Raw genomic sequence first — 15,301 nt, 5'->3', positions numbered from 1 at the left:
CGTTCTCCAGCAGCTTCAGCAGCGGGCCGGGCGCGCCGGGCGTGGACGGGTCGACGAACAGGTCCTTCGGGTCGACGGTGAGGCTCCATACCTCGCGGAAGGAGTTGTCCTTCGCGCGCTTCTTGAGGAGCACCTGCACGGGCTTCTCCGGCGAGGGGAAGCGCAGCGACTCATGGAAGGTGCGGTGGACCTCCCGGGCCTCGGGCGTGGTCTCCCACTCGCCGTAGATGGAGGCGAAGCCGCGCGAGTACACGAGGCGGTTCGTCTCCCGGTCGCGCACCTCGAAGAGGTACTTGCCGAGGTTGGTCTCGTCGATGGCCCGGTCGGGGTGACCGGGCCAGGGCAGGGGCTCCACGGCGAGCCGCTCGAGGCTGAAGCGCTCCTCGGTGGCGTTGCCGGTGTGGAAGTAGTCGACGCGGAAGGTGCGGGGGGCCGGAGCAGGGGCGGGGCTCGCGGCCAGCAGCAGGGCCAGCAGTACGTTCATGGGCGGGAACGTACCCGAGACCCGTTCAGAACGTACCCGAGAGCGAGGCGCCGGCCCCCTCCGGACCCGCCATGACGCCCACCGCCACGGGCGGAGGCGCCTCGGACGGAGAGAGGAAGTAGAGCACCGTGCCGGTGGCGAGCGCCGCGCCCGAGCCGATGAGCAGGCCGGTGAGGGTGTTGCTCTTCTGGGCCAGCCTGCCCAGGATCTCCCGGCCAGCGGCATCATTGGCGTCGACATTGCCCCGGTCGTTGACGTGATGCTGAAGCTCCGCCAGGTCCGCCTCCGCGGAGAGCCGAACGACGCCCGCGCCCGCCAGGGCGGCCATGCCCGCGCCCAGCGTCACGTAGGAGACGACGCGCAGGGGCCGCACGGAGCCGGGCTTCCCCGGAGTGGCGCTCGTGCCCTCCGGGAGGAGCGCGGCGGACTTCTCCCAGGGCGGCTCGGTGGTGGAGTTGAGGACCACGACGCTGGGCTGGGGCTTGCCGGTGGTGACGAAGTCGACCAGCGCCGTCAGGGACTCGGCCGGGGCATCGAGCCCCTGCGTCTTGAAACCGCCTTCGCGCAGCTTCTGGCCTCCCTCCACGTTGAGCACGGTGGCGGCGAGCCACTTCGGTCCGCTGCTCGCCCGCTCCAGCTTCACCACGATGACCTCCTCCACGCCCAGGGTGCCGCCCAGGCGGATGGCATGGGAAAGCACCTGCTCGCCCTCCGCGCCGGACGCGAGGCACGGGAAGGGCGTGGCCGTGATGGAGCCCTCGTAGGCGAGGTCCACGAGCACCGGGGTCTCCTCGCCCTGCACCGGGAGCTGGCGGGGGAAGCTGAGGGCCGCCCCCTTCTGGAGGGACAGCTCGTAGGTGCCGGCGAGCACCTCCAGCGTGAGCGGCGTCTGTCCCACGCTCCGGCCATCGAGGAAGACCTCGGAGGCGGGCAGGGTGGACTTCACCGAGAGCTTCACCTTCCTGGCCTTGGCCAGCTCGCGGCGCAGCTTGTCGAAGGCCTGGCGCGTGGAGGGGGGGTAGTAGTCCGGGTCGAGCGTGTACCGCGCGTCCAGCCGCAGCACGTTGCGGAAGGCGTCGTCGCTCTCCTTCACCTTGCCCATGGCGCGGTGGTTCTGCGCCTGGAGCAGCCACGCGTCCACGTACAGCTTCCAGCGCGCCTCGCCCCCCGGGAGGCGGGCCACCTGTCGGAGCACCTCGTCGATGGCCTGCCCCGCCTTGGCGTAGCGCGCCTCGTAGAACTGACCCTGGGCCGCCTCGAGCTGCCGCTGGATGTCCTCGAAGCTGCCAGAGGGCTGGGGAAAGAGTCGCTCGGAGAAGTCCGCCGCGGTGAGGAGGTCCTCCCCGGGACGGGCCACCAGCGCGTCGTAGAAGGACTTCGTCTGGGCGCTGAGCTCCGCGTCCGCGCAGTCGCCGCTGGCGACCACCACGCGGCGCGGGGCCGCTCCCGCCGCGCCACCGAGAGCCAGGGCGAGTACCACCATCATCTTCTTCATGTCGTTCCTCGAATCGTGGAAGGTCGCGATGTGGGGCGGGATTGCAGGACCCGTTCCGTCGGCCACCGGGCGTGCGGCCTCGGAATACCAGCCGTTCCGCCTCGTCCACAACCCATCCCGGGCGTGAAAAGCGCCGTCATTCCAAGGGGTTGGGCGGGAGCCCGGCGCCCTACCCATCACGGTGTCCCCGCGCTCGGGTCCGGCCCCACCGTCCCGCTCATGGACGCCCCGTCTCCTGGGGGAGTCCCGCCACCCCGCTTGCTCAGCGGGGGACTGGTCCGGGGCACCGTGCGTCGCCTCGCGTCATCGCCATCTTGGCAAGTGGTCCAACGGACAGGGAGGGCGCCAAACATGTGACGGAATGAACCGCGGGCTTGCGGCGGGGGCTCGCGCACCACAGCCTGCGGGAGCGCATGGCGCTCGCGGTCGGCGGGTGAGGGGACTAAACCCCATGTGTCCGTCACCAGAATGAGCTGCCCGGGACCGCCCGCCATGACGAAACCGTGACATGGCTCGGGGAGAGTGAAACCGCCATGAACATCGCCGTAATGGTCAATCTTCGCGCACGACGTGGCTCCGAGCGGATCGGAAGCATGGTGCAGCGCTTCTTCCCTCGCGCCCGACTGGCGCTCACCCGCTCGCTGGAGGAGGCCCGGACGTGGATCTCCGAGCAGCTCCGGCCCAACCCGCCCACGCTGCTGCTGGCCGGCGGAGGGGACGGCACCATCACCGGACTGCTCAACGAGCTGCGCGAGCAGGGGGTGGCACTGCCCGCCATCGGCGTGCTGCCGCTGGGCACGGGCAATGCGTGGGCGCGCGTCACCGGAGCGCCGAAGCCCTTCGTGGCCCTGAGGCAGCTCGCCGCCTGTGGTGAGCGACTACCGCCCCTGCGCCCCTTCTCGCTCGTGCGGGTGGAGGGCAAGGTGTCCCCCTTCGCGGGCACCGGCTGGGACGCGGAGACAATCCAGGACTTCAAGAACTACATCTCCCGCTTCCCGCCCGGGCCCCTGCGCGAGGCGAGCGGCGGCCTGCGCGGGTACATGGGGGCCCTGTTCACCGGCGTCATCCCCCGGCACACGTTCGGCCCCGGCAATCCGAACGTGAAGGTGTACAACCTGGGCGCTCCGGCGCTCACCGTGGACCCGGGGGGCTCGCTCATGCCCCTGCCGAACGGTGGAACCGGCGCGCTCCTCTATGAGGGCCCCGCGGGCGTGGCCGGCGCGGCCACCACCACGGAGTGGGGCTTCGGCTTCAAGGCCTTCCCCTTCGCCCATGCGGTGCCGAATCGGCTCTCGGTACGCGTGTACGGCGCGGGCGCGCTGGAGGCCACGCGCAACATGTTCAAGCTGTGGCGCGGGCACCACCCGCTGCCGAAGATGCACGACTTCTTCGTCGAGCGCCTGCGCATGGACTTCGACCGTGAGGTGCCCTTCCAGATGGGGGGAGACCTGATGGGCATGCGGCGCTCGCTCGAGTTCGACCTGGCGCAGGAGTCCGTGCAGCTCGTGGACTGGCGGCAGCTCGGGCGCATCTTCGCGGCGTGAAGCGCGGGCCCCTCAGCGTCGACGGGTGTACGTGACGGTCATCGCCTCGAACTCGGTGCCGTCGGCGCCGGGGAAGAAGGTGCGGAAGACCTGCGTGTCGGCGTCGGGGGACGCGGTGACCTCGCGCCAGCGCAGGACGTTGCCGTCGGGGCGGGTGAACTCGTTCCAGTACGTCATGGTGCGGGTCCGCTCGTCCCAGGTGCCCTCGGCGACGCAGAGGGACGAGCGCATGTTGTCCACCCAGGTGCCCACGTACTTCTTCTTCGTGGCGTCCCACCCGTAGACGCCGTGGCCCTCGAAGCCCGTGGTCTCGTTGCGGAAGTCGGCGATGAGCCACCGGCCCCCCGCCGTGAGCCGGTTCACCGTGACGCCCGTCGACACCTGCTCCGGCTGTCCGGGCCCCGGGCGCACCACCACGTGCGCGTCCCACGTCCCGACATCCTTCTGGAAGACGGCGTACTCCGCTGCGAGCGTCTGGGACATGGGGCTCCTCGGAAGAGGCATGACTTCGTGTGGACTGGACACCGCGGGACTGTCATTTTCGATGATACGAAAAGGAGTCACCCGTGAGCTACACCTACGAGTACCCGCGTCCCGCGTTGACGGTGGACTGTGTGGTGTTCGGCCTGGATGAGGAGGACCTGAAGGTGCTGCTCATCAAGCGTGGCCTGGAGCCCTTCCAGGGGCGGTGGGCCATGCCCGGCGGCTTCGTCCGCATGGATGAGTCGCTCGAGGACGCCGCGCGCCGCGAGCTCCAGGAGGAGGCCGGCGTCCGCCCCAACCTCCTGGAGCAGCTCTACACCTTTGGCGCCCCGGACCGGGACCCACGCGGTCGCGTCGTCACCGTGGCCTACTTCGCCCTGGTGAAGCTGACGGACCACCGCGTCCAGGCCGCCACCGATGCGAAGGACGCCGCCTGGTTCTCCGTCTGGGATACGCCCAAGCTGGCCTTCGACCACGCGGACGTCCTCGCCACGGCGCTCCAGCGACTCAAGGGCAAGGTGCGCTACCAGCCCATCGGCTTCGAGCTGCTGCCCCCCAAGTTCACCCTCACCCAGCTCCAACGCCTCTACGAGAAGATCCTCGAGCGCGAGCTCGACAAGCGGAACTTCCGCAAGAAGATCCTCTCCATGGACCTGCTCGAGGAGCTGGACGAGGTGGAGCAGGACGTCTCCCACCGCGCCGCGCGCCTCTACCGGTTCGACCACAAGAAGTACAAGCAACTGGAGAAGGCCGGCTTCAACTTCGAGCTGTAGTCCCCGGGACACTCCGGCGGGGCTCCTCCCTCGTCTGAATTGACTTCGTGTTTCCCTGACACTAAGTTGGTGTCGGTTCAACGCGAAGTCTGACAGGCCCCATTGGGGAGGAGCGCCATGTCCTCGCTGCCCTTCGAGCTCGCCGCCGCCACCGTCATCGGTCGGGAGCATGCGCGTGCCGGACGAAACAACCAGGATGCGTTCTGGGCGAGGGCCAGTGAGCACGGCCTCGCCGCGGTGGTGGCGGACGGGTGCGGCAGCGGCGCGCAGAGCGAGCTGGGCGCGCAACTCGGGGCCCGGCGCGTCGTGGAGGGTACGCTCGCGTTGCTCGGCGAGCGGGTGCCCGTGGACTCGCCCGAGTTCCTCCAGCGCCTGGGCGCCGACGTGCTCTGCTTCCTCCAGGCCCTCTCGGGGGAACTCGGGCAGCGGGCCATCGGCGAGGCGCTCCTCTTCACCGTCGTCGGCGCCGTCGTCACCCCGGAGCACACGCTCGTCTTCTCGGCGGGGGACGGGGTGTGGGCCCTCAATGGAGACGTGCACCGGCTCGGGCCCTTTCCCGGCAACGCGCCGCCCTACCTGTCCTATGGGCTGCTGAAGCCGGGCGCCGTCTCCCTCCTGGCGAATTCCCTCCGGCCCACCCGCGAGGTGGACTCGCTGCTGCTCGGCACGGATGGGGCCGCGGACCTCGCGGGCCTCGCCGCCGCCCGCGTCCCCGAGAGCAACGAGCCCGTGGGCCCGCTCGACCAGTTCTGGTCCGACGACCGCTACTTCCGCAACCCGGATGCGCTGCGCCGCCGCCTCTCGCTCCTCAACCGCGAGGCCGTCCGCGCCGACTTCACGGCCCAGCGCCTCGTGCGCGTGCCCGGGCTGCTCTCCGACGACACCACCCTCGTCGTCCTGCGCCGCCCGCGGGGGAGGGCCTGAGGCCATGGACCTCTACCTCGAAGGCAAGAAGCTCCGGTTGGATCCCACGCGGGCGCTCGGCAAGGGTGGCGAGGCGGATGTCTTCGACCTCGGCGACGGGCGTGTCCTCAAGGTCTTCAAGCCCCCCGAGCACCCCGACTACGACAACCTTCCCCACGAGCAGGCCGCCGCTCGCGCCCGCATCGACGAGCACCAGCACAAGCTGCCCGCCTTCCCCCGGCCCCTGCCCGCGCGCGTCATCTCGCCTCAGACGCTCGCCACCGACAAGAAGGGCAAGACGGTGCTCGGCTATGCCATGCGCAAGCTCGACGGCGCCGAGCCCCTGCGCCGCTTCGGTGATCCCGCCTTCCGGCGCGCCGGGGTGCCGTCCTCCCGCGTCGCCGAGCTCTTCCAGGGCCTGCACCGCACCCTCTCCGCGCTCCATGGGTCCGGAGTGGTGGTGGGCGACTTCAACGACCTCAACATCCTCGTCACCGGCAACGACGCCTGGCTCATCGACGCCGACAGCTTCCAGTTCGGTCCGTACCTCGCCGCCGTCTTCACCGAGAAGTTCCTCGACCCGCTGCGCCTGGGCGGCGCGGCACAGGGGCTGATGCCCTCGCGCCCGGCCTCCACGGACAGCGACTGGTATGCCTTCGCCGTTTCGTTGATGCAGAGCCTCTTGTGCGTGGGGCCCTACGGCGGCATCCACCGCCCCAAGCCTCCCTCGCCCAAGGCCACGCCCACCGCTCGCGTCCTCCAGCGCCTGACCGTCTTCCACCCGGACGTCCAGTACCCCAAGCCCGCCACTCCTTTCGGCGTGCTGCCGGATGACCTGCTGCACTGCCTGCACCGGGTCTTCGTCGAGGATGCCCGGGGCGCCTTTCCCCTCCCGCTGCTGGACTCGCTGCGCTTCACCGTGTGCGCCTCGTGTGGCGTGGAGCACGCGCGGGCCTCGTGCCCCACGTGCCGCCCCAGCGCGACGGTGAACGCCACGCCCGTCACCACCGTACGCGGCCAGGTGGTGGCCTCCCGCCTCTTCACCACCGAGGGCGTCATCCTTCACGCCCGCGCCGAGGACGGCACCCTGCGCTGGCTCCTCCACGCGGATGGGGCCTACCGGCGCGAGGACGGCTCGGCCGTGCTCCAGGGGGCGTTGGACCCCTCGCTCCAGTGGGACCTCCAAGGCGCCGTCACGCTGGTGGGGAAGGGCGGGGAGTATGCCGTGCTCGCCCCCGGTCAGCGCCCCGAGCGCCTGGGCGTGGACGCGCCCGACCTGCGCCCGGCCTTCGGCGCCAATGCGCGGCACCGTTACTGGGCCCATGCCGGTGCGCTGTGGCGGGATGGGACGCTCGGCCCCGAGCGTCTGGGCGAGGTGCTCGCGGGGCAGACGCGCCTCTTCGTGGGGCCGCGCTTCGGGCTCGGCTTCCACCGGGCGGGCTCGTTGCGTGGGGCCTTCGTCTTCGACGCCGTGCGCCCGGGTCTCAAGGATGGCCTGGCGCTGCCGTGGCCCTCGGGCCGGTTGGTGGACGCGGAGGCCGTGTTCGACGGGCCCCACTGCTGGCTGTTCCTCGCCGAGGAGACGGGCGGCCGCACGGTGCACCACTGCGTGGTGGTGGGCGCGGATGGCGCGGTGAAGGCGAGCACGAAGACGGAGGCCGGGGATGGCTCGTGGCTGGGCTCGCTGCGGGGCAAGTGCGCCGCGGGGGAGGCCCTCTTCGCCGCCACGGACGCGGGACTCGTCCGCGTGGAGCTGCGCCAGGGGCGGCTCGAGGTCGTCCGGGAGTTCCCCGACACCGAGCCCTTCGTCGACGCCGACAGCCGTCTTTTCCTCACCCGCAACGGACTCACCGTCGTCCGCCGCCAGGACGTCACCGCCCTGCGCATGACCTGACACCTCGCCGTACCCCGGGGCGGCCCCGATACGGGCCATCTCGGCTTGACATGGTGTTGTTTGGACACTATGTTGGTGTTGCTGAGACACGAAGGGGGACGCACAATGAAGACGCAGTCGACTCTGAAGGAGTTGCCGCTTCCGTCGTTCTACAAGGCCGCCAACGCCAGCGCGTACGCCTACGGCCCCAACGCCATGACGCTCCAGGCCGAGGCCAACCTCTGGCGCGGCGCCCATGGCATCTCCGCCGCCGCCACCGACTCCTTCAACCTCCACCTGCTCCTCATCGACGTCCAGAAGGACTTCTGCTTCCCCGAGGGCTCCCTCTACGTCGCCGGGCGCAGCGGCCGCGGCGCCATTGACGACAGCCGCCGCATCTCGGAGTTCATCTACAAGAACCTCGGTGCCCTCACCAACGTCACCACCACCCTCGATACGCACTTCGCCTACCAGATCTTCTTCCCCTCCTTCTGGGTCGACCAGAACGACCAGCCCCTCACCCCCTACCGCGAAATCACTCGCGAGCAGATTGAACGCGGCCAGGTGCGCCCCAACCCCGCGGTCGCCAAGTGGCTCTGCGGGGGCAACTACCCCTGGCTCCTCAAGCAGGTGAAGTACTACTGCGAGGAGCTCGAGCGCGCCGGGAAGTACACCCTCTACCTCTGGCCCCCTCACTGCCTCCTCGGCGGCGATGGGCATGCGATCGCTGGCGTCGTCCAGGAGGCCCGCTTGTTCCACTCGTTCGCCCGCGGCGCCCAGTCCTGGGCCGAGGTCAAGGGTGGCAACCCCCTCACCGAGAACTACTCGGTCCTGCGTCCCGAGGTGCTCAGCCGCCACGATGGGCAGCCGCTCGCCCAGCGCAATACCCAGTTCCTCAAGACGCTCCTCACCGCCGATGCCGTCGTCATCGCTGGCCAGGCCGCCAGCCACTGCGTGAAGAGCTCCATTGATGACCTGCTCGGCGAGATTCTCGCCCAGGACGCCGCGCTCGCTCGCAAGGTGTACCTGCTCACCGACTGCATGTCCGCCGTCACCGTCCCCGATGGCAAGGGTGGTTTCGCCGCGGACTTCACCCCCCAGGCCGACGCCGCGCTCAAGCGCTTCGCCGATGCCGGCATGCACCTCGTGAAGTCCACCGACCCGCTCGCCTCGTGGCCTGACCTGCGCATCTCGTAACGGCGGTTCTCACCTCTCTTCCTCAGTGAGGCTCACATGAGCTCCAAGTCCAGCAATGGTAATGGCAGCACCTCCACGGTCTCCGCCTTGTTCGATGCCGCCCATGCCGAGGGCGTTCTCAGCCCCCAGGCCCTCCAGGCCCTCACCGTCGTCGACCTCGGCGCGCAGATTCAGGCCGGCCTCGGGGTCAGCGTCGATGACGTCCAGGCCTCCGAGGTCGTCCTCGTCACCGTCATGCCCGATGACTCCGGCTCCATCCAGCACGGCGGCCACGCCCGCACCGTCTGCGACGGCCACAACCTCGTCCTCGATGCCCTCCTCTCCTCCCAGCAGAAGGACGGCATCCTCTTCCACACCCGCTACCTCAACGGCTTCGTCCTCAACCCCTTCCGGCCCCTCGAGGACGTCGTCCGCATGCACTCCAAGAACTACGACCCCGACAAGGGCACGCCCCTCCATGACCAGGCCGTCGTCCTGCTCGGCACCGTGCTCGCCAAGGCCCAGGAGTTCACCCGCAACGGCGTCTCCGCTCGCACCGTCACCCTCCTCATCACCGATGGTGCGGACTGCCACTCCCAGAGTGCTCGCCCCCGAGATGTCGCCGCCCTCGTGAGTGACCTGCGTCGCGCGGAGAACCACATCGTCGCCGCCATGGGCATCGACGACGGCAGCACCGACTTCCGCAAGGTGTTCCGCGAGATGGGCATCGAGGACAAGTGGATCCTCACTCCCGGTCAGAGCGCCCAGGACATCCGCAAGGCCTTCCAGGTCTTCAGCCAGTCCGCCGTCCGCGTCAGCCAGGGCGCCGCCAGCTTCAGCCGCACCGCCCTCGGCGGCTTCGGCGCCTGACTCCCCAGGGGGGATTTCGATACGCTTCCCGTGAGGTGAGCCTGGGAGCGGGGGGCTGTCCGTCCCTCCGCTCCCTCGTGGTCGCTCGCTCTCCAGCCGGGCGTGGCGAAGCGAGTCCTTCCGGACACATCTTCCTCCCTGGACCTGTGACTCGGGGAGGAATCGCGTGGACCTCTGCTGCTCTCGCCGCGCCCCGCACCGCCCGAACTCCGTGGAGGCGCCATGAGCCTCAAGGCCGTCGCCACCGCGTCCCTGGCGGTGTTCGGGGCCTTGTCCCTGGCCGCCGCCATCTCGCTCGTCGGCCTGACGTCCTACCTCCACCGCACCACCGAGGAACTCGGAGACGCGGTGGACGGCGTGCGCATCGCCGAGCAGCTCGAGGTGGACCTGCTCACCCTCATCCGGTTGCCCAACCCCATGCTGCGGCTACCCTCGGATACCGACCGCTCGCTCGCCGAGACGGAAGACTCCATCCGCGGCCACCTCGCCGAGGCCCGGCGTCAGGCACAGTCGGAGCAGGAGCGGGCGCTGCTCGCCGAGGCCGAGCAGGCCATCACCTTCTATCTCCTCAAGCGTGAAGAGGCACGAGGTCTGCCCGCCGAGCAGCTGCCCCAGGTGCTGGGCCCCCCTTTGGAGGCCGCCCTCCAGGCGCTGGATCGGCTCGTCGAGTTCAACGTGAAGGAGGCCCACCTCGCCCAGGCCCGGGCGGGCCGGTGGGATCGGCTCGCCAACATCGGCGGCATCGGCGTGGCCGCGCTCCTGGTGCTCGGCGGGGCGGGGCTGCTGCTGTGGATGCGCCGCTTCGTCTTCCGCCCCCTGTTCGACATCAGCCTCTCCATGCGCCGCTTCGGCGGCGGGCGCAAGCGCACCCGCGCTCCCGAGCAGGGCCCCGCCGAGCTGCGCGACATGGCCCGGACCTTCAATGAGATGGCCAACTCGCTGGCGCGCCAGCAGGAGGACCAGCTCACCTTCCTGGCTGGCGTGGCGCACGACCTGCGCAACCCCCTGTCCGCCCTGAAGATGTCCGCCGCGCTCGTCACCTCCGGCCGCCCCCTGACCGAGGAGCGCATGCAGAAGACGATGGCCCTCGTGCGCCGCCAGGTGGCGCGCCTGGATCGGATGGTGGGGGACCTGCTCGACGCCACCCGCATCGAGGCCGGCCGCTTCGAACTCCAGTTGGAGGAGCGTGACGCGCGCGAGCTCGTCCGCGAGGTGGCCGAGCTGTACCAGGGAGGCTCCTCACAGGACTTTCAAGTGCGGCTCCCCGAGGAGCCCGTCCCGCTCAGCTGCGATCCCACGCGCATCGAGCAGGTGCTACACAACCTGGTGAGCAACGCGCTGAAGTACTCGCCGACGGGCAGCCGCGTGGACCTCATCGTCGCCCGCGAGGGAGACGAGGCGGTGCTGTCCGTGGTGGACCGGGGCATCGGCATCTCGGCCGAGGAGATGCGCCACCTCTTCATGCCCTTCCAGCGCGCCGTCCGGGCCCGCGAGAAGGCGCCGGGCGTGGGCATCGGCCTGTCCGTGGCCCGGCGCATCGTGGAGGCCCATGGGGGCCGCATCGAGGTGGACAGCCGCCCCGGGGTGGGTTCCACCTTCCGGGTACGGCTGCCCGTGTCCCACGCGGCGGCGCACCCGCCGGAGGCCCGGCCCGAGGTGCCTACTCCGGACCACGTGCACTGAGCACGGCGCCCGCCCCCGTCAGTTCCTCTTCCGGGCTCTCCGCACGGACGCGCACCCGCTTGGAGCCCTCGGGCACCACCATTACCGGCTTGGGGCACTGGTGCAGCAACGTATCCGCCACGCTGCCCAGCAGTGTGCGCGCGAGCGCTCCTCGGGCCCGCGTACCCACGATGACCAGGTCCACGTCCTCCACCGCGGCCGCCCGGGAGATGGCCTCCGCGGGCTCGCCGTGGAGCACCGCCAGCTCCGTGGGCGGCCCGCTCCGGCCGGTGAGCTGGTGCAGCTCCGCCAACAGCCCGCTCGCGTACTCCTCGCACGCGCGCTCGAAGGCGGCGAAGTCGGCCGTCTCACCCTCGGCCACCGCATGCGGCAGCACGTGCACCAGGGTCACGCGGGCGCTCACGCGCTCGGCCAGCTCCAGCCCCAGGCGCGCCGCCTCGCGCGCCACCGGGGTACTGTCCACCGCCACGAGTATCCGTCGCATCGTCGTTCCTCCAGGCTCCTTCATCGCACCACCCCCCACGCAAGGACTGCGCGCCTGGGGCGCAAGCATTGCGCCCGAGAGGGCTCCGCCGCCTCCGCACCCTGCCTACCCTTCTCGAAGATGCATCCCCCATGCCCGTCATGGACCCGCTTGGAGGGACGCCTTCCTGGCCCACGACTCCCAACCGCTCTTCCTGGCATCGCGCTCGAGGGCCTTCAGCCGCACGAGCCCGGCCGCCCTTCTTCCCGCGGCCAGCTCCACCTCCCCGAGCGCCAGGCGCGCCTCGTATTGACCCTCCAGCCATCCCAGCTCCTGGGCCTGGCCGAGGAGCTCCCGGAGGCTCGCCAGCGCGGCCTCGCGCTCCGAGGCGCCCCCACGCGCGGCGCGAAGGCGGGCGGCCTGGAGCCTCAGCGCGAGCCAGGTCATCCGCACGGCGGGCTCACCCGCCTCCAGGAGGGCGACATTCGCCTCCTTATATTGAGCCAGGGCCAGGAAGATCCGGGCCCGCAGGAGGTGGACCTCGGGAACGTCGAGCTGCTGCACGGTCGTCACCGCCGCCTCCGCCAGCCGCGAGGCCTCCTCGAGGTGGCCTTCCTCGAAGGCGAGCCGGGCCTGGCGCAGCGCGAGGTCCTCCGGTGCGCGTCGTTTCTTCTCCTGCAAGAGCGCTCGGGCCTCGTCGTGGAGCCGCCGCGCCTGGGCGAGGTCGCCTCGTGCGAGCGAGAGCTCCGCCAGCTCCGTGAGGCCCCTGATGACGCCCGTCATGTACTTGTTCTCCCGGGAGATTCGGAGCTGCTCACGAAACGAGGACTCGGCGTCGAGCTCCCCCAGGCTCCGGTGAATCCCGCCCACCAGGGTCCATCCGTCCATCTGCAGGCCCGGCAGGCGCGTTCCCTGGCAGAGAGGCAACGCCTCCCGCGTGGAGCGGAGGGCCACATGCAACTCGCCCAATTTCAGCTCCTCGGGGATGCGAGTGGCGTCGACCGGGGTGTCGCGGTAGTGCGCGCCGGCGGGCAGCTCCTGCCCCGGGATGGGATGGAGGTCGGTGAGCACTACCTCGGACCGGCCGTGCACCGCCCGCAGCGCCGGGAGCAGGGTGCGCCACGGGCCCCCGAGCCGGAGCAGAGGTCGACAAGGTAGTCGACCTCGCCACGGCGCAACGGCGCCGGCAGCCAGGGCTGGTCGATGAACTCGAAGAGTTGGAGGCGGGGGCGCAGGGGCATCCAGCAGAGGATAAAACCGGCCAACCGCCAAAAACGTTATTTTTTGCATCATTTCGCCCCTCGCCGGCTCCCTCCAATCAAGCGTCCTTTTGCTGCGCCTTCCGCTCGGCAATTTGGAGCTCGAATAAAAGCGCTCCAGCGGAAAACCCGCTGGGGGCATGGAGCGGCTGAAATGTACCGTGCGGGAGTGGTGTGGTTGTTGGCGGCAGCAGTGCTTTTGGGCGCGTTGAACTGCAGCCCGAGCGAACCCGGGTCAGAGCCAGCGCAAGAGACGGCGAAAGTGAGCACCGCCGCCCGTGAGCTCGCGGGGGAGCGCTGCTCCAGCTGCCTCGACATCCATCTGAGCGACTACAACCTGTTCCTGCTCAAGGACTACAGCGGAGGCCGCCTCATCAAGGGCAAGGTGGCCGCGGGTGGCAATATCACCCTGGACAACTTCTCGGTGGGCGAGGCGCTGCCGGACGACAACGTCTCCAACACGTTGGTGGCGGGCGGTAACCTGACCCTCACGGCTGGCAGCGTTCACGGCGCCACCTGGTATGGGGGCAGCTACACTCCCAAATGGAGCGTGAATATCAAGAGGGGCCCATTGACGCAGGGCACCCCCCCTGACTTCGTGCTCCGTGGCTTCGCGGAACGGTTCACCGACCTGCTCGCATTGTCCTCGCGGTTGGCCACCCAACCGGTCAATGGCAAGACCCAGCGCCAGAAGTGGGGCGCCCTGGACCTGACCGGCACGGATCCGTGCCTGAACGTTTTCGAGGTGACCGCGAGCGACTTCAATGAGGTCTCGGCGCGGAACATCAACGTGCCGACCGGCTCGTTCGCGCTGGTCAACATCCGCGGCACGGCGTCCACCCCCCTCAAAGGCGGCTTCAATGCCAGCATCAACCCGCGGCGCGTGCTTTATAACTTCGTGGATGCCACCCGCCTCGAGGCTCGCGACTTTGGTCTGCTGGGAACGGTGCTGGCACCCAAAGCCGACCTCGTCTTCAACAATGGCGGCTGGACTGGCGGCATCTACGCCGTTTCGCTGAACGGCAACGCCTCGGGCAACCTCGCCCCGCTGGACGAGCTGGCGGGAAAAGCCGAGGAGACGTGCAATGAGGTGGATGACGACTGCAACGGGCAGGTAGACGACGGCTTCGAGTGTACCGGCACGGCCACCCAGAGCTGCACGGCTTGGTGCGGCGCGGCGGGGACGCGGAGCTGCGACCCGGCCACGTGCGGCTATGGGGAGTGTGTCTCCTCGAGTTGTTGCCGGGCCGATGCCGACTGCGGGGGCGGCTCCTACTGCGAGGGGACCACCTGCGCGGTGCAGAAGGAGAACGGCGTCGAATGCAGCAGCGCCAACCAGTGCGCCAGCGGGCAGTGTGTGGACGGGGTGTGCTGCAACTCGGCGTGCGACGGGGAATGTGACGCCTGCGACCTGGCGGGGCTCAAGGGCACCTGCAGCATGGTTTCCTCGGAAGTGAAGTGCCGGGCCTCGGGGGGCGACTGCGACGTGGCGGAGTACTGCACGGGAGCGGAAGCGGCCTGCCCCGCGGACGCGGTGGTCGATGCCGGCACCTCTTGCCGAGCGGCTTCGGGCATCTGCGATGTGGCGGAAGTCTGCGACGGCTCGAGCAAGACCTGCCCTCTGGATGGGCATATCCCCAACGGGACGAGCTGTGGCACGAGCACCGGCGACTGGGGCAGCTGCGAAGGCTTCAGTGACTACTGCGACCCGACAGGGACGGAGTCGAGGCCCGTGACGGCTTCCACCTGTGAAGCGGGGACGTGCACTCTGTCGAGCACCAGCACGGACACGCAGGCGTGTACGCGGCTGCCACCTGGGCCGCAGCCCTGCCCCGCGGACTCCGAGAGCTGGGGCACCTGTGGTGGGTTCAGCGACACCTGCGATGAGACGGGCACCCGGTCGCATTCCAAGATTACCTATAAGTACGACTGCGCCACGGGAAGGTGTGAGTCGACGACCGTCAACGACACGGTGGCGTGCACACGCAGCACCGCCGGAGTGCAGTGCCGCACGGCCGCCGATGTTTGCGATGTCGCCGAGACGTGCTCTGGCGGCGTTTGCCCGGCCGATGGCAAGGCGCCAGCGGGTACCTCGTGCAATGACAACAACACCTGCACCACCAGCGACGTGTGCAACGGCACGGGAATCTGCAGGGGAACGACGCCGCCGCCATGCCCCGCGGACTCCGAGACCGTGGGGGCCTGTGGTGGGTTTGGTGACACCTGCGGTGAGACGGGCACTCGGCTGCGTACCAAGACCACGTATAAATACAACTGCGCCACGGCGAAGTGTGA

The 15,301-nt window shown here is 69.7% G+C and carries 13 protein-coding genes; 8 read left to right on the top strand and 5 right to left on the bottom strand.

What is annotated here, in order from left to right:
• Both VF794_RS34750 and VF794_RS34745 read right to left on the bottom strand, forming a co-directional pair.
• The coding region (locus VF794_RS34750; RefSeq protein WP_331117423.1) for a peptidase M64 N-terminal domain-containing protein at positions 1-484 on the bottom strand (484 nt) is incomplete at its 3' end.
• A 25-nt stretch (positions 485-509) separates the two neighbouring features.
• On the bottom strand, positions 510-1,979 hold the full coding sequence (locus VF794_RS34745; protein WP_331117422.1) for a PEGA domain-containing protein: 1,470 nt from the start codon (positions 1,977-1,979) through the stop codon (positions 510-512).
• A 533-nt stretch (positions 1,980-2,512) separates the two neighbouring features.
• Here VF794_RS34745 and VF794_RS34740 point away from each other — a divergent pair.
• Positions 2,513-3,523 (top strand): diacylglycerol/lipid kinase family protein, encoded by a 1,011-nt coding sequence (locus tag VF794_RS34740; RefSeq protein ID WP_331117421.1) that lies wholly within the window; start codon positions 2,513-2,515, stop codon positions 3,521-3,523.
• A 12-nt stretch (positions 3,524-3,535) separates the two neighbouring features.
• Here VF794_RS34740 and VF794_RS34735 read toward each other — a convergent pair whose 3' ends face one another.
• Positions 3,536-4,006 (bottom strand): DUF1579 domain-containing protein, encoded by a 471-nt coding sequence (locus VF794_RS34735; protein ID WP_331117420.1) that lies wholly within the window; start codon positions 4,004-4,006, stop codon positions 3,536-3,538.
• A gap of 83 nt (positions 4,007-4,089) precedes the next feature.
• Between VF794_RS34735 and VF794_RS34730 the strand changes: the two genes are divergently transcribed.
• From VF794_RS34730 to VF794_RS34705, 6 genes are all read left to right on the top strand, one after another.
• Complete coding sequence (locus VF794_RS34730; RefSeq protein ID WP_331117419.1) at positions 4,090-4,779, top strand: NUDIX hydrolase; 690 nt, start codon at positions 4,090-4,092, stop codon at positions 4,777-4,779.
• Between the two features lie 117 nt (positions 4,780-4,896).
• Positions 4,897-5,703, top strand: coding sequence for a protein phosphatase 2C domain-containing protein (locus VF794_RS34725; protein WP_331117418.1), 807 nt, complete (start codon positions 4,897-4,899; stop codon positions 5,701-5,703).
• Between the two features lie 4 nt (positions 5,704-5,707).
• Positions 5,708-7,576, top strand: coding sequence for a hypothetical protein (locus VF794_RS34720; RefSeq protein ID WP_331117417.1), 1,869 nt, complete (start codon positions 5,708-5,710; stop codon positions 7,574-7,576).
• Positions 7,577-7,681: 105 nt separating this feature from the next.
• Positions 7,682-8,752, top strand: coding sequence for a nicotinamidase (locus VF794_RS34715; protein WP_331117416.1), 1,071 nt, complete (start codon positions 7,682-7,684; stop codon positions 8,750-8,752).
• Between the two features lie 36 nt (positions 8,753-8,788).
• Positions 8,789-9,601 carry a hypothetical protein gene (locus tag VF794_RS34710; RefSeq protein WP_331117415.1) on the top strand — a complete coding sequence of 271 codons (813 nt, stop codon included), beginning with the start codon at positions 8,789-8,791 and terminating at the stop codon, positions 9,599-9,601.
• Between the two features lie 222 nt (positions 9,602-9,823).
• Positions 9,824-11,284, top strand: coding sequence for a HAMP domain-containing sensor histidine kinase (locus VF794_RS34705; RefSeq protein ID WP_331117414.1), 1,461 nt, complete (start codon positions 9,824-9,826; stop codon positions 11,282-11,284).
• On the opposite strand, the gene VF794_RS34700 is transcribed toward VF794_RS34705, so the two are convergent.
• Together VF794_RS34700 and VF794_RS34695 are read right to left on the bottom strand one after the other, a co-directional pair.
• Positions 11,262-11,768, bottom strand: coding sequence for a universal stress protein (locus VF794_RS34700; protein ID WP_331117413.1), 507 nt, complete (start codon positions 11,766-11,768; stop codon positions 11,262-11,264). The two genes, VF794_RS34705 and VF794_RS34700, sit on opposite strands and share 23 nt — an antisense overlap.
• A 138-nt stretch (positions 11,769-11,906) precedes the next feature.
• Positions 11,907-12,818 (bottom strand): hypothetical protein, encoded by a 912-nt coding sequence (locus VF794_RS34695; RefSeq protein ID WP_331117412.1) that lies wholly within the window; start codon positions 12,816-12,818, stop codon positions 11,907-11,909.
• A 450-nt stretch (positions 12,819-13,268) separates the two neighbouring features.
• On the opposite strand from VF794_RS34695, the gene VF794_RS34690 reads away from it, so the two are divergent.
• Positions 13,269-15,301: choice-of-anchor A family protein (locus tag VF794_RS34690; RefSeq protein ID WP_331117411.1), on the top strand; the 2,033-nt coding region annotated here is incomplete at its 3' end.

The sequence above is a fragment of the Archangium sp. genome, assembly GCF_036389735.1.
Lineage (GTDB): Bacteria > Myxococcota > Myxococcia > Myxococcales > Myxococcaceae > Archangium.
Note: the sequence above shows the minus strand (reverse complement) of the source record. Positions and strands in the feature narration are given on the sequence as shown.